At 68.3% G+C, this 18,612-nt stretch carries 23 protein-coding genes; 13 read left to right on the top strand and 10 right to left on the bottom strand.

Annotated elements, in window-relative coordinates:
* Nucleotides 1–24: 24 nt before the first annotated feature.
* Nucleotides 25–336 carry a hypothetical protein gene (locus P1L40_RS03140; protein WP_284009855.1) on the bottom strand — a complete coding sequence of 104 codons (312 nt, stop codon included), beginning with the start codon at nucleotides 334–336 and terminating at the stop codon, nucleotides 25–27.
* Nucleotides 337–418: 82 nt separating this feature from the next.
* Here P1L40_RS03140 and P1L40_RS03135 point away from each other — a divergent pair, with 82 nt between their 5' ends.
* The 3 genes from P1L40_RS03135 to P1L40_RS03125 all read left to right on the top strand — a co-directional run bounded on the left by P1L40_RS03135 (nucleotide 419) and on the right by P1L40_RS03125 (nucleotide 2,397).
* Complete coding sequence (locus P1L40_RS03135; protein WP_284009854.1) at nucleotides 419–616, top strand: DUF5800 family protein; 198 nt, start codon at nucleotides 419–421, stop codon at nucleotides 614–616.
* Nucleotides 617–847: 231 nt separating this feature from the next.
* On the top strand, nucleotides 848–2,014 hold the full coding sequence (locus P1L40_RS03130; RefSeq protein ID WP_284009853.1) for a thiolase domain-containing protein: 1,167 nt from the start codon (nucleotides 848–850) through the stop codon (nucleotides 2,012–2,014).
* Nucleotides 2,011–2,397, top strand: a complete 387-nt coding sequence (locus tag P1L40_RS03125; protein ID WP_284009852.1) for a Zn-ribbon domain-containing OB-fold protein — start codon at nucleotides 2,011–2,013, stop codon at nucleotides 2,395–2,397. Before P1L40_RS03130 ends, P1L40_RS03125 begins: the two co-directional genes overlap by 4 nt.
* 4 nt (nucleotides 2,398–2,401) lie before the next feature.
* Here the strand turns inward: P1L40_RS03125 and P1L40_RS03120 are convergent, their stop codons facing one another.
* Genes P1L40_RS03120 through P1L40_RS03105 form a run of 4 tightly spaced genes read right to left on the bottom strand, consistent with a single transcriptional unit; the run spans nucleotide 2,402 to nucleotide 5,163 of the window.
* On the bottom strand, nucleotides 2,402–3,340 hold the full coding sequence (locus P1L40_RS03120; RefSeq protein WP_284009851.1) for an alpha/beta fold hydrolase: 939 nt from the start codon (nucleotides 3,338–3,340) through the stop codon (nucleotides 2,402–2,404).
* Between the two features lie 26 nt (nucleotides 3,341–3,366).
* A complete protein-coding gene (meaB, locus tag P1L40_RS03115; protein ID WP_284009850.1) occupies nucleotides 3,367–4,422 on the bottom strand; it encodes a methylmalonyl Co-A mutase-associated GTPase MeaB in 1,056 nt (351 codons plus the stop codon).
* On the bottom strand, nucleotides 4,419–4,841 hold the full coding sequence (locus P1L40_RS03110; protein ID WP_284009849.1) for a cobalamin-dependent protein: 423 nt from the start codon (nucleotides 4,839–4,841) through the stop codon (nucleotides 4,419–4,421). The genes meaB and P1L40_RS03110 overlap by 4 nt, the downstream gene beginning before the upstream one ends.
* A gap of 46 nt (nucleotides 4,842–4,887) precedes the next feature.
* Nucleotides 4,888–5,163, bottom strand: a complete 276-nt coding sequence (locus P1L40_RS03105) for a DUF7111 family protein (protein WP_284009848.1) — start codon at nucleotides 5,161–5,163, stop codon at nucleotides 4,888–4,890.
* 111 nt (nucleotides 5,164–5,274) lie between these two features.
* Between P1L40_RS03105 and P1L40_RS03100 the strand changes: the two genes are divergently transcribed.
* Complete coding sequence (locus P1L40_RS03100) at nucleotides 5,275–5,559, top strand: PadR family transcriptional regulator (protein ID WP_284009847.1); 285 nt, start codon at nucleotides 5,275–5,277, stop codon at nucleotides 5,557–5,559.
* 230 nt (nucleotides 5,560–5,789) lie between these two features.
* Nucleotides 5,790–6,662 carry a class 1 fructose-bisphosphatase gene (locus P1L40_RS03095; protein ID WP_284009846.1) on the top strand — a complete coding sequence of 291 codons (873 nt, stop codon included), beginning with the start codon at nucleotides 5,790–5,792 and terminating at the stop codon, nucleotides 6,660–6,662.
* Here the strand turns inward: P1L40_RS03095 and P1L40_RS03090 are convergent.
* Nucleotides 6,659–9,340 carry a BGTF surface domain-containing protein gene (locus tag P1L40_RS03090; RefSeq protein WP_284009845.1) on the bottom strand — a complete coding sequence of 894 codons (2,682 nt, stop codon included), beginning with the start codon at nucleotides 9,338–9,340 and terminating at the stop codon, nucleotides 6,659–6,661. The two genes, P1L40_RS03095 and P1L40_RS03090, sit on opposite strands and share 4 nt — an antisense overlap.
* Before the next feature lie 156 nt (nucleotides 9,341–9,496).
* Here P1L40_RS03090 and P1L40_RS03085 point away from each other — a divergent pair, with 156 nt between their 5' ends.
* The 3 genes from P1L40_RS03085 to P1L40_RS03075 all read left to right on the top strand — a co-directional run bounded on the left by P1L40_RS03085 (nucleotide 9,497) and on the right by P1L40_RS03075 (nucleotide 11,812).
* Nucleotides 9,497–9,892, top strand: a complete 396-nt coding sequence (locus P1L40_RS03085; RefSeq protein ID WP_284009844.1) for a hypothetical protein — start codon at nucleotides 9,497–9,499, stop codon at nucleotides 9,890–9,892.
* A 140-nt stretch (nucleotides 9,893–10,032) separates the two neighbouring features.
* Entirely contained in the window at nucleotides 10,033–11,289 is a 1,257-nt protein-coding gene (locus P1L40_RS03080) for a Glu/Leu/Phe/Val family dehydrogenase (protein ID WP_284009843.1), read from the top strand.
* 37 nt (nucleotides 11,290–11,326) lie between these two features.
* Nucleotides 11,327–11,812 carry an SRPBCC family protein gene (locus tag P1L40_RS03075; RefSeq protein ID WP_284009842.1) on the top strand — a complete coding sequence of 162 codons (486 nt, stop codon included), beginning with the start codon at nucleotides 11,327–11,329 and terminating at the stop codon, nucleotides 11,810–11,812.
* Between the two features lie 2 nt (nucleotides 11,813–11,814).
* Here P1L40_RS03075 and P1L40_RS03070 read toward each other — a convergent pair whose 3' ends face one another.
* The gene (locus tag P1L40_RS03070; RefSeq protein ID WP_284009841.1) at nucleotides 11,815–12,351 is read right to left on the bottom strand and encodes a hypothetical protein; all 537 of its coding nucleotides are present in this window, start codon (nucleotides 12,349–12,351) and stop codon (nucleotides 11,815–11,817) included.
* Between the two features lie 129 nt (nucleotides 12,352–12,480).
* Here P1L40_RS03070 and P1L40_RS03065 point away from each other — a divergent pair, with 129 nt between their 5' ends.
* Nucleotides 12,481–13,032: an NAD(P)/FAD-dependent oxidoreductase gene (locus tag P1L40_RS03065; RefSeq protein ID WP_284009840.1), complete on the top strand. Its 552-nt coding sequence runs from the start codon at nucleotides 12,481–12,483 to the stop codon at nucleotides 13,030–13,032.
* A 91-nt stretch (nucleotides 13,033–13,123) separates the two neighbouring features.
* Entirely contained in the window at nucleotides 13,124–14,011 is an 888-nt protein-coding gene (locus P1L40_RS03060) for a DMT family transporter (protein ID WP_284009839.1), read from the top strand.
* Nucleotides 14,012–14,017: 6 nt separating this feature from the next.
* Here P1L40_RS03060 and P1L40_RS03055 read toward each other — a convergent pair whose 3' ends face one another.
* Nucleotides 14,018–14,830: an RIO1 family regulatory kinase/ATPase domain-containing protein gene (locus tag P1L40_RS03055; RefSeq protein ID WP_284009838.1), complete on the bottom strand. Its 813-nt coding sequence runs from the start codon at nucleotides 14,828–14,830 to the stop codon at nucleotides 14,018–14,020.
* A 64-nt stretch (nucleotides 14,831–14,894) separates the two neighbouring features.
* A complete protein-coding gene (locus tag P1L40_RS03050; RefSeq protein ID WP_284009837.1) occupies nucleotides 14,895–16,355 on the bottom strand; it encodes an RtcB family protein in 1,461 nt (486 codons plus the stop codon).
* 215 nt (nucleotides 16,356–16,570) lie between these two features.
* Here P1L40_RS03050 and P1L40_RS03045 point away from each other — a divergent pair, with 215 nt between their 5' ends.
* From P1L40_RS03045 to P1L40_RS03035, 3 genes are all read left to right on the top strand, one after another.
* Nucleotides 16,571–17,095 carry a DoxX family protein gene (locus tag P1L40_RS03045; protein ID WP_284009836.1) on the top strand — a complete coding sequence of 175 codons (525 nt, stop codon included), beginning with the start codon at nucleotides 16,571–16,573 and terminating at the stop codon, nucleotides 17,093–17,095.
* Nucleotides 17,096–17,160: 65 nt separating this feature from the next.
* Entirely contained in the window at nucleotides 17,161–17,445 is a 285-nt protein-coding gene (locus tag P1L40_RS03040; protein ID WP_284009835.1) for a hypothetical protein, read from the top strand.
* Nucleotides 17,446–17,555: 110 nt separating this feature from the next.
* Nucleotides 17,556–18,011: a redoxin domain-containing protein gene (locus P1L40_RS03035; protein WP_284009834.1), complete on the top strand. Its 456-nt coding sequence runs from the start codon at nucleotides 17,556–17,558 to the stop codon at nucleotides 18,009–18,011.
* Here P1L40_RS03035 and P1L40_RS03030 read toward each other — a convergent pair whose 3' ends face one another.
* Entirely contained in the window at nucleotides 18,012–18,542 is a 531-nt protein-coding gene (locus tag P1L40_RS03030; RefSeq protein ID WP_284009833.1) for a GNAT family N-acetyltransferase, read from the bottom strand. It lies immediately after the preceding gene.
* Between the last annotated feature and the right edge of the window lie 70 nt (nucleotides 18,543–18,612).

Below are 18,612 nucleotides of genomic sequence, written 5' to 3'. Positions count from 1 at the left end.
TCTGACGCGTGGCTGACGCGGCCGTCACTCGTCGTCGTTTTGCCCGAGCGCCTCCTCCTGTTCATCACGGACGAGTCCACCGGCACCGGCGAACCGGCCGTCGTACCGCCAGCCCGGGATCACGTCCCAGGTCGATCCCTCGGCCGAACCATCCAGACGGCGAACCCACAGGACGACGAGCGCGAGCCATCCCCCGACGACGAGACTCGGCACTACCGGGAGCCCGGCCTGGAACACCGCGGCCAGCAGCGGGAGCGTGACCCACTCGGTGATGGCCCCGGCGACGAGAGACTGCCGGCCCCGTGTCGACACCGAGAGATCGACAGTCTTCGCCACGGCTACCGCTGCGGCGCCGGGAGTAACCGTCTTGTGGGGTCGAGAAGCTACGCTTTTATCCGTGCCGCCCGTACCGCTGTCCATGACTGTTCTCTCGTTCGACGAGCAGGGTGTCGACGTTGTCTTTGAGGGGACGGAGTTCCGCCTGGAGAAGTCCCTGATCGAGGACGCGACCCAGAAGTCCTATCCGGACGTGACCGACCACGAGGTGTTACAGATCGTCGAGTCCGATCCGGCACTCTCCGGTGAGCCTCGTCGGGTCGCCGAGATCGTCGACTGACTCCTCGCTATCCCGATCGCGTGTCAGTCCTTCGCATCCCGTTCGGGCAGCGACGCATCGATGCCGGAATCCCGCCGTCTATCGATACCCACGAAGGCCATAGATCCTACGTGGGAAAATATATGCTCACTGGATAATCAACTGCCGTACTGCGGTCTCGACACGCTATTTTCGTGACATGTGGTCACATATGCGGCAGGCATTTAACTACTCGGTACACACTGATAGATAATGTCAGACCCACGCGTAGCCGGGGCCGGTGTCACGAAGTTCGGGAAACACCCCGAACGGACCGGCCGCGATCTGTTCGCCGAGGCGGGCCTGGAAGCGCTCGACGACTCCGGCGTCGATCCCGACGATGTCGATAGCCTCTACTACGGCAACTTCATGGGCGAACTGGCCGAACACCAGGGTCACCAGGGGCCGTTGATGGCCGAGGCGATCGGGCTGGACGCGCCGGCCACGCGGTTCGAGGCCGCCTGTGCTTCTGCGGGCGCGGCCGTCCGGGGGGCGGTCCAGGCGCTCCGGAACGGCGAAGCCGACGTGATCGTCGTCGGCGGCGCCGAGCGGATGACGAACATCGGGACGGCAGCGGCGACAGACGCGCTCGCGATCGCCGCAGACGACCTCTACGAGGTCCGGGCGGGGATGACCTTCCCCGGTGCGTACGCGCTGATGGCCCGTTCGTACTTCGACCAGTACGGCGGGTCCCACGAGGACCTCGCTCACATCGCGGTGAAGAACCACGAGCACGCGCTGGTCAACGACCACGCCCAGATCCAGAAGGAGATCACCGTCGAGGACGCCCTGGAGGCGCCGACGATCGCCAGCCCGCTGGGGCTGTACGACTCCTGCCCGATCACCGACGGGGCCGCCGCGGCGGTGCTGACAAGCGAGTCCTACGCCGAGGCCCACGACCTCGACGCGCCCATCGCCGTCACCGGCACCGGCCAGGGCGGGGACAACCTCGCGTTGCACGACCGTCCACACCTCGCACAGACGCCCGCCGCCGACAAGGCAGCAGCGGAGGCCTACGCCGACGCCGGCGTCGGTGCCGACGACGTGGACGTAGCGGAAGTCCACGACTGCTTCACGATCGCCGAAGTGCTGGCTATCGAGTCGCTGGGCCTGTACGAGCGCGGCGAGGGGATCGCCGCCGCGACGAACGGCGAGACGGATCGCCACGGTGAGATGCCCGTGAACCTCTCGGGCGGGCTGAAGGCCAAGGGCCACCCGGTCGGCGCGACCGGGGTCGCGCAGCTGGCGACGATCACCTGGCTGCTGGACGGGTCCCATCCGCGGGCCGACGCCGTCACCGACGGGACGGTCGGCGTCGCACACAACGCCGGGGGGACGGTCGCGTCTACGACGGTCCACGTTCTGGAGGTGGCGGAATGACGGACCAGGCCCCCGACGGGCAGTACGACGCCTGGCTCGACGCGATCGCTGACGGGGAGGGTCACTACGCCGAGTGTGCGAACGGCCACGGCTGGCTGCCACCCCGGCGGGTCTGCCCGACCTGTGGCTCCCGAGAGCTCGCCGAGAAACCGCTTCCCGACGCCGGCGAAGTCGTCACGCACACGACGATCACGGTCCCGACGCCGCAGTTCGAGGACGACGCCCCCTACGTGACCGCGATCGCGGACTTCGGCCCGGTCTCGATCACCGGGATCGTCCGCGGCGTCGACCCCGAGGCTGTCGAGATCGGGACGATGGTCGGCATCGAGGTCGGCGAGCGAGTGACCACCGGGGACCGATTGGTTGTCTTCAGCCCGCGCTGAGCGGTTACTCCTCGACCGGGATCGTCGTCTGTCCGCGGACGATGCCGACGAACTCCGCCGGGTGTTCGACGTGTGGGAGCAACAGCGACTGGTCGATCGAGACGAGTTTCGCGTCCGCCCGGTCGGCCAGTTCCCGGCCTTCCGACAGCGGCGTGATGTCCGCGTCGGCTCCCCAGACGAGCGTCACGGGCACGTCGAGTTCGGCGAGCACGTCGCCCAGGTCCTCCTCGGGGTCCAGAAAGCCCGAGACGAACGACGCCGGAGCGAACCGGGCTCCGGGCTGGTGGCCCGAAGTCCACTCGTAGTCGACGACCGCCTCGGTGAGGTTGTCCATGTCGTAGTAGCCGTGGTCCTCGTGGAAGTGTCTGATCGATGGTTTGGAGACGATGAGGTTGTATATCGCCTGGCCCACGAGCGGCGAGCGAAGCAGCGAGCGCAGCCAGACGTTGCGGTCGCCCATCGAGGTGTCGGTCGGACAGACCAACACCAGTTCCTCGACCGCGACCTCGCGGGCGGCGGCCGCGGCGTAGGAACCGGTCAGCGAGGAGGCGACCACGGTCGCGTCTGCGGTGTTGTCCGCGACGAAATCCCGGACGAACGTCGTCAACAGCGACGCCGAGTACAGCAGCGGCGGCCGATCGGAGTGTCCGAACCCGGGCAGATCCGGGGCGAGGACGTGGTACTCTTCGGCCAGCCGGTCGAACACTGTGTGGAACTCGTGGCTGCTGCCCGCGGCGTTGATGCCGTGGAGGAGGACCAGGTCGGGGTCGTCGGGGTCACCGGCCTCCGTGTAGGCGATGTCGAAGCCACGCCAGCGGTAGCTCCGCTGGGTTCCGTCGAGGAACGGTTCGAACTCGGCGGCACGGGACCGGAGGAGACGGTTCGCGAGCGCGGTCGCGCCGACGGTCCCGGCGGCCACACCCAGGGCCTTTCGGAGTTTCATACGTCGAGACGAGGGCCGGAACCGGCTTAACCGTGGTGGGACTCTCGGTCCTCGGCGAGGCAGTCCCGCAGCGGCGCCAGCAACTCGTCGACGACGCTGTAGGGGTCGGTCTCGCGGTCGACCACGTCGTCGACGAAGCCGTCCAGACCACCCCGACGGTCGAGTTCGGCCGACAGCAAGCCGTTGGCGTCCTCACGCAGCAGCGTCCGGATCTCCGCGGCGTACCGCTCGCGGGCCTGGTGCTCGTGCCGACCGCTCCGATCGAGATAGTCGGCGTGGGACGCGAGCGCGTCGAGGAACGCCTCGACGCCGTCGCCGCGGTTCGCGACCGTCTCGACGATCGGCGGGTCCCAGTCGCCCGTCTCGCCCGTTCGGTCAGCCGAACGGGTCTCACCGTCGCCGGGCGTCCCCGAGATGGTCCCGTGGTGGCCGGTGTCGGGCCGGCCGCTGCGGCCCTGGAGCATCTCTTTTAGCTGCTGGACGGTCCTGTCGGCCCCGTCCAGGTCGGCCTTGTTGACGACGAACACGTCGCCGATCTCCAGGATACCGGCCTTGAGCATCTGCACGTCGTCGCCGCTGCCCGGCGGGACCAACACGGCGACGGTGTCGGCAGTCCGGACGATGTCGACCTCGTTTTGGCCGGCGCCGACCGTCTCCACGACGATCTTGTCCTTCCCGAAGGCGTCCAGGGCGGTGACGGCGTCGGTCGTCGCCGTCGAGAGCCCGCCCAGCGAGCCGCGGGCCGACATCGAGCGGAAGAACACGTCCATATCGCCGGCGTTCGAGGCCATCCGGATGCGGTCGCCAAGCACCGCGCCGCCGGTAAAGGGTGAGGACGGATCGATCGCGATGACGCCGACGGTGAGACCCTGCTCGCGGTAGGCCGCCGCCACCTTGTCCACGAGGGTGGACTTGCCGGCGCCGGGGCTGCCGGTGACGCCGATCACGTCCGCGTCGCCGGCGTGGCGATGGAGCGCCGAGACCTGTTCCCGGTAGCCCGGCGCACGGTTCTCGATGTTGGTGATGACGCGGGCAAGGGCGCTGTGTTTGCCCGCGAGTACGTCCGAGACCAGTTCGCTCATCGCTCGGGCGCGTGTTCGCGGATGTAGGCGATCATCTCGTCCATCGAGGCACCGGGGCCGAAGATCTCGTCGACCCCCTGCTCGCGTAACTCTGCCTCGTCGTCGTCGGGGACGATACCCCCCACCAGGATCAGCCGGTCGTCGAAGGCGTCGTACTGCTTGAGCCCGTCGAGGATCTTCGGGACGAGTGTGTTGTGCGCGCCCGAGAGGATCGAGATCCCGACGACATCAACGTCCTCCTGGACCGCTGCCTGGACGACTTCCTCGGGCGAGCGGTGGAGTCCGGAGTAGATCACCTCGAAGCCGGCGTCACGCAGCGCCCGGGAGATGACGTGGGCGCCCCGGTCGTGGCCGTCGAGTCCCACTTTCGCCACCAGACACCGGATCGTTCGCTCCGCGTGTTCCTGCTCGACGCTCATGTGGGCTCCTACCACGTCACGCGGTTTCACTCTTTGCCCCGGCCGCTCACATCCCCATGTCGCGTGCGGCCTCGGGGACCGGCAGGGAGTGGGGATCGGTGTCGAGCAGTTCGGCGGCGTGGTCCAGCGCCATGTCGAACCCGTAGTACCGCTCCAGTTCGTCGCCGTCGGCCGAGGGCCGGACCTTCAGCATCGCGTACCCCTCGACGTTCTGGGCGATGGCGGCGGTCCGTCCGTCACGCTCGAAGGTCAGCAGCCGCTCGGTCTCCGTCTCGCGGTACGTCGCCGTGATCCCGTCCGCGACCGCTTCGGTCTCGGTCATCACACGGGGGTTGGACTGCAGACAGTCGAACCTACCGGTTGCGTACACGGCCGACGGTAGCCGATCGTCCCAGTCGAAAGAGCCGAAACCCCGCCTCGCGTCTGTCCCTGTATGTCAAAGTGGCTCCAGAGCGGCCGGCGACGGGACATGTGTGTCCTGCTGGCCGGCGCCGAGGACGGCGAACTCGGCGGCCAGCGGCTCAAGACCCGTCTCGAATCCCGGTACGACACGCGCATCGAACCACAGAGTTTCTACGGCGCACTCACCGCGCTCGAAGACGCCGGCTTCGTCACCCACCGGACCGAGGGCATCACGGACAAGTACTCACTGACCGAGGCCGGGCGGCGACGGCTCCAGGAGCAGTACGACTGGATGAGCGCACAGCTCGGCGACTAAGTATCGAAATAGTGGTACGTAAATTCTTTACTCGCTCTGGTAGAAGTTCACACGACTCTGAAGGCGTTCTACGGCCGAAACCGAACGATTCACTCGAAGCGTAGTAAATGTCAGAGATAAGATACTTAACCCCTCCGAGAGAGGTATCACTCGATGCGTTCCGCCGACGCCGTCTCGCCCGGACGACCCATCCGACTACCCTGCGACTGCCGTTTACCGTCTTCGAACCAATGAGCAAGTCACTCGACAGCGCGACCGCAGCGACCGACAGCACCGTCACCGAGACCATCGAGACCATCGCCGACACCGCGCCCGCGGTGCGGACTGCGATCGCGACACACCGTGAACAGGCCGGGGGCGTCAACCCCAGCGGCGACACGCAACTGGCTGCCGACGTGCGGGCCGACGAACTGTTCGAGCAACGGCTGCTCGGGATCGACGGCATCGCCACCTACGCCAGCGAGGAACGGGACGAACTCGCGACGGCCGACGGTCGCCTCCACGTCGCCATGGACCCGCTCGATGGCTCCTCGAACCTCGAACCCAACAGCGGGATGGGCACCATCTTCGGGATCTACAGCGAGCAGCCGCCGACCCACGGGAAGTACCTGCTGGCGGCCGGGTTCGTCATCTACGGGCCGGTCACCTCGATGGTCGTCGCCCGGAACGGTCGCGTCCGTGAGTACATCGCCGAGGAGGACGACTACCGGCTCATCGACGACGACGTGACCGTCCCCGGCGAGCCGACGGTCTTTGGCTTCGGCGGCGGTGTCGACTCCTGGACGGACTCCTTCGAAGGGTTCGCCGAGGAGATCCGCCGCGAACTGAAACTCCGCTACGGCGGCGCGATGATCGCCGACATCAACCAGGTCCTCTCCTATGGCGGGCTGTTCTCGTACCCCGCACTGCAGTCCCGGCCGGAGGGAAAACTCCGGCTCCAGTTCGAGGGACAGCCGATGGCGTACGTCGTCGAGACCGCCGGCGGGCGCTCCTCGAACGGGAACGGGTCGCTGCTGGAGACGAATCCCGACGACCTCCACGAGCGAACGCCGCTGTATCTCGGCAACGCCGACCTGATCGACCGGCTCGAAGCCAGTCTCTAGAGGAAGTAGTCGACGAGGTAGGCCCCGCCGACGATCACCGTCGCGCCCAGCGCGTCCCGCGCCCGCTGTGGGCCAAGCGGCGGCACCGGGAGCGCGCTCTCCGACGAGTCGCCCGACGGCGTCTCGCTGCCGTTCGTCGGGCTTTCCGGTGGTTCTGTCGTCCCGGGGGCGGGCGTCGGCGTTGCAGTCCCAGCGTCGCCCTGTGTGCTCGCCGGTGTCGGCGTCGGCGTTGGTGTCGCGGTCGCCTCGGCCGCCGGCGTCGCGGTCGGCGTCTGTTCTTCGATCAGCAAGGCCCCGGTCGCGCTGTCGGTTCCGGTCGCCAGTGTCACGTTGTAGGTGCCGGGCTCGCGGTCCGGGAACACCGTCTCGTAGGTGTACGTCACCGACTCGTCGACCCGGAGGAGTTCGACCTGGCCGGCGACCGTCTCGTTCTCGATGGTCAGGGTCACGTTCTGGCGTCCCTCGACGCTCCCGTTGTTCCGGATCGTCGCGGTCAGCCCCGACAGTGACTCGCCCTCGGTGACCGTCGCCTCGGTCGTCATGCTCGTGATCTCGAAGTCGGCCGGCGCGGAGCCGTTCCTGACGGTCACGCCCCGGCGATCGTCGAGGAGGCGCTGTTCTGCCTGGGGAGCGGTGGGCTTTGTCGTGTAGAACTCCACGTCGATCGTCTCGCCCGCGTCCAGGGTCGCCAGGTCGACGGTCGTGCCGAAGCTCCCGTTGGTACCGACGGTCCCCTGCGTGACCGAGATCGTCCGGGCTGGCTCTTGCTGGCCGGCGAGGACCCTGATCCAGTAGGGCGTCCCGGGCGCGAGGTTCGTCGTCCCCGAGAGCTGCGTGCCGGCGTTCGGCTCCAGCACGAGCCGACCCTGTCTGCTCACCTGTTCGTACCGGACCTGTGGCTCCCGGAAGGTGAACGTCGTCGTCGCCGTCCGCTCCTCGGTGGCGTACGGGAAGTGTTCGGTCCCGTCCTCGGCGGGCTCGTTCGCCGGGTCGAACGGCGGCGGTTGCGCCCCGGGAATGGTGTCGACGAAGCGGTAGCGCTCGCCGGGCGGCAGTTCGTGGGTAAACTCGACCCGGAACCGATCGCCAGGTTCGGGCGGGTCACGGAACGGCCGGCGGTGGCGTGTGTCGACGACGAGGTAGAACCGGTCGACCCGGTTCCCGTCGGGATCGGTCTCGGTCAGCAACACCGCGTCCTGCGGTGCGGCGGTCCCCAACTCGACCCGATTGGGCTCCGTGTTCACCTCGGGGTTGACCTCGGTGATCGTGAGGTTGACCCCCTCCCGGAGCCGGCGGAGTCCGCGGAGGTGCGAGAGGTTCGCGTCGGTGGCGGTGTCCGGGTCGCCGGCGACGTGAGCCAGCGCCCCCAGCGTCCCGTTCCCGCCGAACGCTATCACGAGGCGATCACCCACCGCGACGGTCGAGGCCTCGACGGCGCCGTCCGGAAGTGTGCTCGTCCCGGCCACCTCGTCGGCGTTCTGGCTCGGCGCGACGTAGGTCCGCGCGGTCCCCATCTCGGGCTGGGTCAGGCGGACGTTCGACCGCGCCAGCGAGGTCCGGAAGTCCGGGATGCCGTCGTCTCTGACGACGATATCCCCGCCGGCACCGGCGACGAGTCGGTACCGGGCGGGCTGGAGGGGCCGCGGGAGGTCGCCGATCCCGACGTGGGCGCGGAACTCGGCGAGGGTGCCGGCGACCTCCCTCCCGCTGGCCGTCTCGAACGAGAGGTTCCGGAACTCGTCGGTGTTCTGGGGGTCGGTTGCCGGGCCGTACTTGTGGGCGTAGCTGACGACGGTCCCGCTTTCGGGGTAGTAGGCGGCCTCGGAGGGCACGTCGGTCCCGACCAGCCGGGTGTTGATCGTGAACGTCGTGCCGTCCTCGACGTACAGCACGTCGAGGTAGTTCCGGAGCCCCGAGCCGCCGGTCCGTTCGTCGCCCCCGATCATGACGTAGCCGGCGTCGGTGTCCTCGAACGACACCGTCACTGTCGTGAGGTCGCCGGCGGTCGTCTCGTACAGCGGGCGCCCGAAGGTCGCGGAGGCGGGTTCCTCCACCACGGCGATGCTCGCGCTGTCGGCCAGTCCGTCCGGGCGATCGATCGCGGTGAACTCGAAGGTGTAGTTGGCCGCGCTCGTCTCCTCGAACGTGACCTCAGAGCCGTCGTAGGCCGTCGCGTTGACGATGACGATTCGCTCGTCGGAACCGTCGACGCGGTTGGCGAACATCGCGACGCCGTTGACCGTCGTCGCGTCGTCGAGTTCACCCGGGACCGCGTCCCGGGCCACGCCGGACGGCGACTGTCCGGCGAAGATCCGGAACAACTGCGACGCGGTGAGTCGGTCGGACCTGACCGCCACCGCCGTGTTGGGCTGTCGTGTCGTGATCGACAGCCGTGCGTCGGTGGTGCTCCCGTTCGTGTTGACCGTCGTCCGCTCCTGGCCGTCGTCGTCGACGAACGCGACGCCGGGTGGCTCCCGCTCTCGCGGCTCGTCTCCGCGGGGGTCCACGTTCCCGGGGTCCTCGACGGGTGTCGCCTCGTCGGGGGGTTGCTCGGTCTGGCCGGCGGCGACGCCGGGAAGACCGAGCCCGACGACGGCGACGGCGACGACGAGGACGACGCCGAGGCGCCGGAGCGTGTCTCGGTCGGGTGTGGGGAGGGTGTGTGGGAGCTGAGTCATCGATGACGGGTCCGATACTGCTATCGGTACTGGTACTGGCCGATAGCTCGGCGCTCGGCGCTCTTATGTCTGTGGGACGGATTCTCAGCAGCGATACTCGACGGCCACCTCCCCCATCACAATGTTCATAATCGCGTGCCGAGACGGTACTGGCGTATGCCGGACTGTGACGCGTGTGGGCTCTCGCTAAACGGTTCGGTCAACTTCTGCCCGCGGTGTGGGCAGCCACAGAACGACGCGGCGAAAAAGCGCCTCGACGACTACGTCAAACGACAGGCGGCGCTGGACGCCGAAACGGGCGCCCAGTCGACCGACGGGACCGCACTCGCCGACCGAGCCAGTTACGTTGTCGGCTACGTGGCCGTCGTCGCCGGGTTCGCGGTCGCCTCGGACATCCGGACGGTGTTGTTCGTCCTGGGCGGGGTCGCTGTCCTGCCGCCGGTGGGGAGGCTCCTCGGCCGTGTGACGGGCCGCTCGGTCGGAATCCGGCTCAGAGCGGTCGTCTTCGCCGTCCTGATAGCCGCCGGCGTCGCCGCGGGCCAGTTCCTCTGACGGGAGTCGCGCTGTCCCGGCCCGGTGCCGTCCTCGACGCCGGACTCCGCCTCGACGGGGCGAGCGACACGTCTCGGCCGGCCGACAGTACGTCTCGCCGGCGGCGGTACGCTTTTGGCCGCTGTCTGTCAACTATTCACATGGCGAACGACATCAACCCGTTCGAGAGTCTACAAGAGCAGATCTCGGACGCGGCCGAGTACCTGCCCTACGCCACGGACGTACTCGAACGCCTGAAACACCCCGAACGGGTCGTCGAGACGAACCTCTCGGTGGAGCTGGACGACGGTACGGTCGAGGTACTCCGGGCCTACCGCTCACAGTTCAACGGTGACCGCGGCCCGTACAAGGGCGGCATCCGCTATCACCCGCAGGTGACCCGCGACGAGGTCAAGGCGCTCTCGGGGTGGATGGTGTACAAATGCGCCGCGGTGAACATCCCCTACGGCGGCGGAAAGGGCGGTATCGCGATCGATCCGGACGACTACTCCGAAGCCGAACTCGAACGGATCACCCGGTCGTTCGCCACGGAACTGCGCCCCTTTATCGGGGTCGACCGGGACATCCCCGCGCCCGATGTCAACACGGGTCAGCAGGAGATGAACTGGATCAAAGACACCTACGAGACGCTGGAAAACACGACCGAACCGGGCGTCATCACCGGGAAGGCGCCCGACTCCGGCGGGAGCGCGGGCCGGGTCGAGGCGACCGGGCGCTCGGTGATGCTCACGACCCGGGAGGCGTTCGACTACCTCGGGAAGGACATCGAGGGCGCGACCGTCGCCGTCCAGGGCTACGGCAACGCCGGTTCCGTCGCGGCGAAACTCATCGAGGACCTCGGCGCCAGCGTCGTCGCCGTCTCGGACTCCTCGGGGGCGGTGTACAACCCCGACGGACTCGACACGCGAGCGGCCAAAGAGCACAAAGGCGAGACGGGGTCGCTGTCGGGCTTCGAGGGCGCGACCGAGGAACTGAGCAACCGGGAACTCCTGACGATGGCTGTCGATGTCCTCGTCCCCGCGGCCCTGGAGAACGCGATCGACGAGGACATCGCCCGCGACGTGCAGGCCGAGGTCATCGTCGAGGCCGCGAACGGGCCGCTGACGCCCGACGCCGACGACGTGCTGACCGAGCGTGACGTTCACGTCTTTCCGGACATCCTGGCGAACGCCGGCGGCGTGACGGTGTCGTACTTCGAGTGGGTCCAGAACCGACAGCGCTTCTCCTGGACCGAACAGCGGGTCAACGACGAACTCGAACGGGTCGTCACCGACGCGTTCGACGACCTGATCGAGGCCCACGAAGACACCGACGCGCCGAACCTCCGGACAGCGATGTACGTCGTCGCGATTCGCCGCGTCGTCAACGCCGCCGAGCAGGGCGGTATCTGGCCGTAATCGCCGACGTTTTGCGCGTCCCGTCCTAACCCCGGCCATGGACACCTACGACCGCCGGGTCCGCGTGAACGCGCCGCTGGACCGGGTCTGGGAGTTTCACTCCGCGGGCGACGGACTGGTGGCGCTGACACCGGACTGGATGCACCTCCGGATCGAGGAGGCACGCGGACCCGACGGTGAACTCGATCCCGACGTGCTCGAAGCCGGATCGACCGTCGTCGCGACGGTCCAGCCGTTCGGCGTCGGCCCGCGCCAGCGCTGGGTCTCGGACATCGTCGCCCGCGAGGAGGGCGACGACGAGGCGATGTTCCGTGACGTGATGCGGGAGGGACCGTTCCCCCACTGGGAGCACACGCACCGATTCATCGCCGACGGCCCCGACGCCACGATCGTCGAGGACAGCGTCGAGTACGAACTCCCGGGCGGGCCGGTCGGGCGGGCGGCCGGCCCGCTTGGCGTCGTCGGCTTCGAGCCGATGTTCCGGTACCGCCACCGGACCACGAAGAAGCTCCTCGAAGCGTAGGCTCAGAGGTACTGCGTCTCGCTGTGGCCGACGCCGACCGGGACGGGCCGCTCCAGCGATCGCCCGTCCAGTTCCACGGTCGCCCGCATCGTCCGCGGCGCCGTCGCCAGCAACTGCTCCATCGGGACGGTCGGCTCGCCGACCACCTCGCCGTCCCGGTTCCGGGTGACGGTGTGGTCGACGGTGACGACGAGTCCGAACAGCAGGCTCCTGATCCCCCGCCCGACTCCCGAGAGGTCCTCGTCGAGACGGCGGTCGACGACCGACAGGACCGTCTCGGCGGCGTGCTCGATCGCGGTCCGGCGAGCCCACGCGTCGAACGGTTCGGTCCCGTGGTCGGTCCGGACGCGGCCCGAGTCCGGGTCGTACTCGACAGCCGAGTCGGTGACTGTCTTCGTCGTGGCTGCCGGGTCGCCGTCGGCGCGGTGCAGACGCCCGTCGAGCGTGATGTCCACGCGCGTCGCGTTCGCCGCGGCGGTCCCGCCCACGAGCGTGGCGACCGACCCGCCCAGCGCCGCGAGGTACCGTCGTCGCTCCATAGCCGTGTGGCCGACTCGTGCCGGAATAAGCCTTCAGATGGGACAAACCCCAGTTGTAGCGACGCCGGTCGTGTGGCGGCCGTACACAGTCACAGGGTTTTCCGCCGTCCCGCTCTCACGGGCATCTGCATGACTGACGTACTCGTCGTCGGCGGCGGTCCCGCCGGCCTCAGCGCAGCGTTGTTCACCGCGAAAAACGGCCTCGACACCGTCGTCTACGACACCGACGAGACGTGGATGCACAAGGCCCACCTGTTCAACTACCTCGGGATCGAGTCGAAGGACGGCTCGGCGTTCCAGGAGGACGCCCGCACCCAGGTCTCCGACTTCGGCGCCGACCTCCGGGGTGGCGAGGTCGAGTCCGTCGAACGGACCGACGACGGCTTCGCGGCGACGGTCGACGGCGAGCGCGTCGAGGCGACGTACCTGGTCCTGGCGACCGGCGCCGACCGCTCGCTGGCGGAGTCGCTCGGCTGTGCCTTCGACGGCGACCTCGTCGACGTGAACGTCTCGATGGCCACGAGCGTCGAGGACGCCTACGCGACCGGCGCGATGGTCCGCGACCAGGAGTGGCAGGCGATCATCTCCGCCGGCGACGGCGGGGCGGCGGCACTGGACATCCTCTCGAAGGAAGAAGGCGAGCACTTCCACGACTTCGACGTGCCCGAGGACGCGGAGTAACCGGAACTCGCTCGGGGACTCGACGGCGGTCCGGGTCGGTCACTCTCCGGACTCGATCACTTTCTTGTCCCGCTGGTCCGTCCCGGGCGGTGTGTCGGCCCGTCGATTCGACCCCCGGACCGGACTCGTCGTCGCCGTGCTCGCGGTCAGCACCAGCGCCATCCTGATCCGGTGGAGCGACGCGCCGCCGGTCGTGGCGGCGTTCTACCGCGTGCTGTTCACGACGGCGCTGGTCGCCCCCGTCGCGCTCGGGCGTCACGCCGACCGGCTGTCGGCGCTGTCGGGCCGGGACCTGCTGGCGGCGGCGCTGACCGGCGTTGCACTTTCGGTCCACTTCGCCGCGTGGTTCGAGAGCCTCTCCTGGACCAGCGTCGCCGCCTCGGTGACACTCGTCCAGTCCCACCCGCTGTTCGTGGCGGTCGGCGCCTGGCTCGTCCTCGACGAGCGGGTCGACGGCCGGACGGCGGTCGGTGTCGTGGTCGCCGTCGCCGGGATGGCGGTGATGTCGCTGGGGGACCTACTGGGCGGCGGCGTCGGGGCGGCCCCGCTGTACGGGAACGCACTCGCCGCGGTGGGCGGGCTGATGACCGCCGGCTACCTGCTCGCGGGCCGGTCGTTGCGACAGCGGCTCCCGCTCTTTCCGTACGTGGCCGTCGTCTACGGCGTCGCGGCCGCCTGTCTGCTCGGGTTCGCGGTCGCCAGCGGGGCGCCCGTCCGCGGCTATCCGGCTCACGAGTGGCTCCTCTTTCTGGCGATGGCCGTCGGCCCGGGCGTGTTCGGTCACACTGTCCTCAACTGGGCCCTAGAACACGTCGAGTCCAGCCTGGTCAGCGTCTCACTGCTTGGCGAGCCGCTCGGAAGCGCGCTGCTGGCGCTCGTGATCCTCTCGGAGGTCCCGAGCGCGGCGACGCTCCTCGGTGGGACGGTCGTTCTGGTCGGCGTCGCGGCGACGGCACGAGCGCGGTCGAGCGGCGACTGAGCCGCCTCACTCCGAGGGACCGCCGCTTGCGAGTTTCTCGACCGCGCCGCGGAGGTCGCCGGCGTCGAAGTCGTGGTCCGGGCGGATGTTGACGAAATCGAGGAACTCCTCGGCGGCGAGGAGCTCGTCGGTCTCGTAGAACTCCGCGGCGGCACCGACGGCCGCGTCGGCGCCGACGATGGGTTCGAGCGCTCCGAGCGCACACGCCAGGTCGTAGGCCCGCGCGTCGGCGATGGCGTCCTCGCGGACGCTCGTCGCGTCGATGAAGTACACCTCGCCGTCGGCCAGCAGGACGTTCTCACACCGGAAGTCCCCGTGTGCCAGCCCGTCCTCGTGCATCCGGTGGAGGAAGTCGAACACCGTCGGTGCGTGGCGCCGGACCGTCTCGGGGTCGAGGTCGTCGAACGTCTCGAACTCGGCCAGATACTCCAGGACGACGACGCCCATCCCCTCGTACTCGAAGGCCTCGACCGGCTCGGGCGCGCTGATGCCGAGCTCCCGCATCCGCTCGGTCGCGGCCAGTTCGTGTTCGGCCATCTCGTAGGGCGTCCCGAAGTGCTCGAAAAACCCCTCCGTCCCCGAGGAGAACGCGCCCAGGTTCCGGCCGGTCGTCAGGAGTGCGTGGACCAGCGAGTTCTGCTGGGTGATCACCTTCACGAACCAGTGGTCGTTGACCACAAGCGGCGTCGAGAGCCAGTTGTCCGCCTCCAGAAACTCCACGCGAGCCGACGACTCCCCGTACCGCTCCATCACCGCCTTGGTGACGCCTTCGAGCCGGTCCCAGGGGACCGTCCCGCGGAGGAACCGCCGGAACGCCATCGACTGGACAGTGGTCTGGCCCGGGGATAGGGTTTGTGCCCCGGGTGACACCGAGCGGGTCGGGCTACGATGTCGCCTTGAGGTTGTGGACCACGTCGAGCCACTCGACGACCTCGGCGGTCGGCTCGATCGCCTCGCGGATCGCGTCGGCGTCCTTGTAGGCCATCGGTGCCTCGTCCCGGACCGCCTCGACGACCGACTCGGAGTAGATGCCGTCCATCGCTTCGGCGAACTCGTCCATGTCGACGACATCGTGGGCTCGGGTCCGACTCATCACACGCCCGGCGCCGTGTGGCGCGGTCTGGTGGTACTCGTCGTTGCCCTTCCCGCGGGCGATGACCGATCCCTCGGCCATGTTGAACGGGATGAGGAGGCGCTGCCCCTCGCGGGCCGGTGTGGCACCCTTACGAACCGTCAAGTCTCTGAAATCGATGTAGTTGTGCGTCGACTGGAAGCGCTCGACCGGTTCGACACCCAGTGTCTCACAGATGGCGTCGCTCATCAGTTCGCGGTTCCAGCGGGCGTACTGCTGGGCGAACAGCATGTCGACGTAGTAGCCGTGGGCCTCCCGGCCTTCGAGCCAGTCCAGATCCGTCTCACGGTCGCCGTCGTCGCTGTGGACGGCCTGTTGAAGCCGGCCCAGCGTGTCGAAGGCCTCCTCGATCTCCTTCCCGTCGAGTTCGCGCCGGAGGCGCTCCTTGTCCAGATAGGACTCGCCCTTGCCGCCAGTGACCCACTCGTAGAGGTCCCGGGACTCGACGGTGTCGGGGTCGAACTTCAGGAAGCGGGTGTACTCCTCGGGAATCTCGTCGCGGATGGCGCCGATGGTTCGGCGGTCGGTCGCCGTCGACTGCCAGTACTCCGCGACGGACTTGCCCAGATACCGGGAGCCGCTGTGGACGACGAGCCAGTAGTCCCCGGAACTGCGAGCGCGAGCGAACTCGACGAAGTGGTTCCCGCCGCCCAGGGTCCCGGCGCTCTTGATCACGTGGTCCATCCCCTGACGCTGGGCCGCGAGCACGCGGTCACACAGCGACTCGAAGTACTCCCCGTCGTAGCCGTCGAACTCGAACTCGATGGGGTCGATACGTTCGCCGAACTTCTCGGCGAAGGCCCGGTCGAACTGCTCGAACACCTCGTTGGCCCGCTCGAAGGGGAACGCCTCGACGAAGTGGACGGCGTCGTCGTAGTCGTGGACTTCCCGTCCCATCGGGACCGCTTCGCGCACGCGTCGCTCGCGCTCGGCGTCGGCGAGCGGGAGCTCGGGCCCCAGGTTCGTCGCGCACATGCCACAGCCGACATCGACGCCGACGATGTTGGGGACGACGCGGTCGGCCAGTGGCATCGTGAAGCCGATGGGCGCGCCGGCACCCCAGTGCGTGTCGGGCATCACCCGGACCGGCTCGGTAAACGCCGGGTGGTCGATGAGCGTCTTGATCTGGTCGAGACACCCCTCCTCGACCAGCGACTCGTCGTCGACCATCACGCGTGCCGTGGTGTGGGCACCTTCCAGTTTGAGGGTCATTGTCGACTGATAGCCCAGTGGCGGTGTTGAACCTCACGGTCGTTCGGGAGCCGCGTGCCCGACCGACGGAAAAAAGCCCGCCCGAACACGGGGTTACGACGGAAACTGCAGAATTCTTCATTCTCAGGCGCTCAGAACCGTTTTCAGTCGATGGGAACGCACGTCTGTTTATATGGTGGTCTCGGCCAGATGTCCATATGTGAGGTAACCCACCGATGTCCTACCAAGCAACCAACCCCCTGGGCGAGGCGTTCGAGCTAGAGCTCGACGGACCGTGGACGGCCTACTGGCTGGCGATGCTGCGTGTGCTGACTGGCTGGTGGTTCTTCCACGCGGGCGTGACCAAGCTCATCGAGGACGGCCTGAACTTCGCGTACGGGCCGGCCTACATGCAACAGATGACCGGCACGGCACTCGGGCCGATCCCGGTCTGGATGGGCAACAACCTGGCGTGGCTGATCGCGCCCGGTGTGCCGCTGTTCGAGACGCTGATCGGGCTGGCGCTGATCGCCGGCGCGCTGACGCGGCTGGCGGCCTTCGGCGGGGTCGTCTTCATGACCCTGTTCTGGGTCGGCAACGCCGGCTTCGGCCACGGCCTGGTCAACAGCGACTTCATGGGACTCCTGCTGTTCGTCACCATGATCGTCCTGGGCACCGGGCGCTACTACGGCCTCGACGCCATCATCGAGAAGATGGAGTTCGTCCGACAGCGCCCCCGGCTCAAATACCTGCTGGGCTGAACAGCACCGACTGACGACCACACAAACACCAACACCACCCCCCGACCAACCAACGGAGACCACCAATGACTGACATCATCGACAAGGCGGCAATGGCACTGAGCGGCGGACTGATCGTCCTGGGCGTCGTCGTCATGGGGCTGATCGAGACGCTGGCGGGCAAACCCTTCGGCGCGGCACCGATCACCAACGACGCGGGCGAGATCGTCGCCACCCCCATGATCGACCCCACGATCCGGACCGGACTCGTCCTGGCCGGCATCGCCGTCCTCGGACTGTACGCAGTCTACAAACTCGCCACGCCCGTCCCCGAAGAGACCGCGGCCGGCCGCGAGGTCACGGCCGACTGAACCGTGTCGGACACAGACGCGTCCTGATTCTCCCCGTTCTGCCCACGCTGACCAGCGGCGGCGCTGTCACGACGGCCAGGTTCTTCTCGCAGGAGGTCGTTCGCTCGGGTATGCTCGACGCTGGCGATCCGGCACCGGACTTCGATCTCCAGGGGACCGCAAACGGTGGGAGCGGCGCCTACCGGCTCTCCGCTGCGGCCGGGCAGGCGCCCGTCGTCGTCGCCTTCTACACCGAGGACTTCGCGCCGCGCTGCCGGCGGTACCTGGCGGCGTTACGGGACACCGAGTGGAGGGAACTGACCGACGGGATCGCCGTCTTCGGCGTGGCGCCGGGTGATATGGCGGACCACCGTTCGTTCGCGGCGGAGTTGGGACTCCCGTTCCCGCTGTTGATCGACCACGCCGGCGTCGACGCCCAGTTCGGCGTCCAGCGACCCGACGGGACGACGCGACGGGCGGCGTTCCTCGTCGACAGTCGGTGTCGCGTCCGGTTCGCGTGGGCCGACGACGGGTCGGGCGAGGTCCCCGACATCGCCCCGTTGCTGGACGCCGTCGCGGCGCTGTGACTACTCCCAGTCGGGCGCCAGCAGGCCGTAGACGTGTACGTCCTCGTACTCGCCGTTGCGGAACCAGTGTTCCCGCATGACGCCCTCGTGCTCGAACCCGACCTTCTCCAGAACGCGCCGGGACGCCTCGTTGTCGTCGAAGGCCAGCGCGTGGACGCGGTGGAGGCGCAACTCGGCGAACGCGTAGTCGACGATGGTCCGTGCCGCGTCTGTCGCGTAGCCGTTCCCCCAGGCGTCCGGCGTCAGGTAGTAGCCGAGTTCGCCGGCACCGGTGGTGGGGGCGACCCGGTTCAGGCCGATCACGCCCACCGGGTCGCCGTCGACACAGATCAGGAAGTGCACGTCGTCGCTGTCCGGGTCGCCGACGGACTCGATCCACTCGCGTTCGGCCCGCTCGCTCTGTGGTCTGGCGAACGAGAGCCCCTCGCGGACTGCGGGGTCGTTGACCGTCTCGTGGACGAACGCCACGTCGTCCTCCTCGATCGTCGCGAGCGATACCGTCTCGCCGTCGAGAAATGTGGGACCGGGCATAGTCGAACGGAGGACGGACCGGCGGATGAACGTTCTCCCGGTGTGACAACAGTTCGCGATGCCCGGCCAC

The organism is Haloarcula pelagica (assembly GCF_030127105.1).
GTDB classification, from domain to species: domain Archaea; phylum Halobacteriota; class Halobacteria; order Halobacteriales; family Haloarculaceae; genus Haloarcula; species Haloarcula pelagica.
The sequence above is the reverse complement of the archived record's forward strand: the minus strand, read 5'-3'. Positions and strand labels throughout refer to the sequence as shown.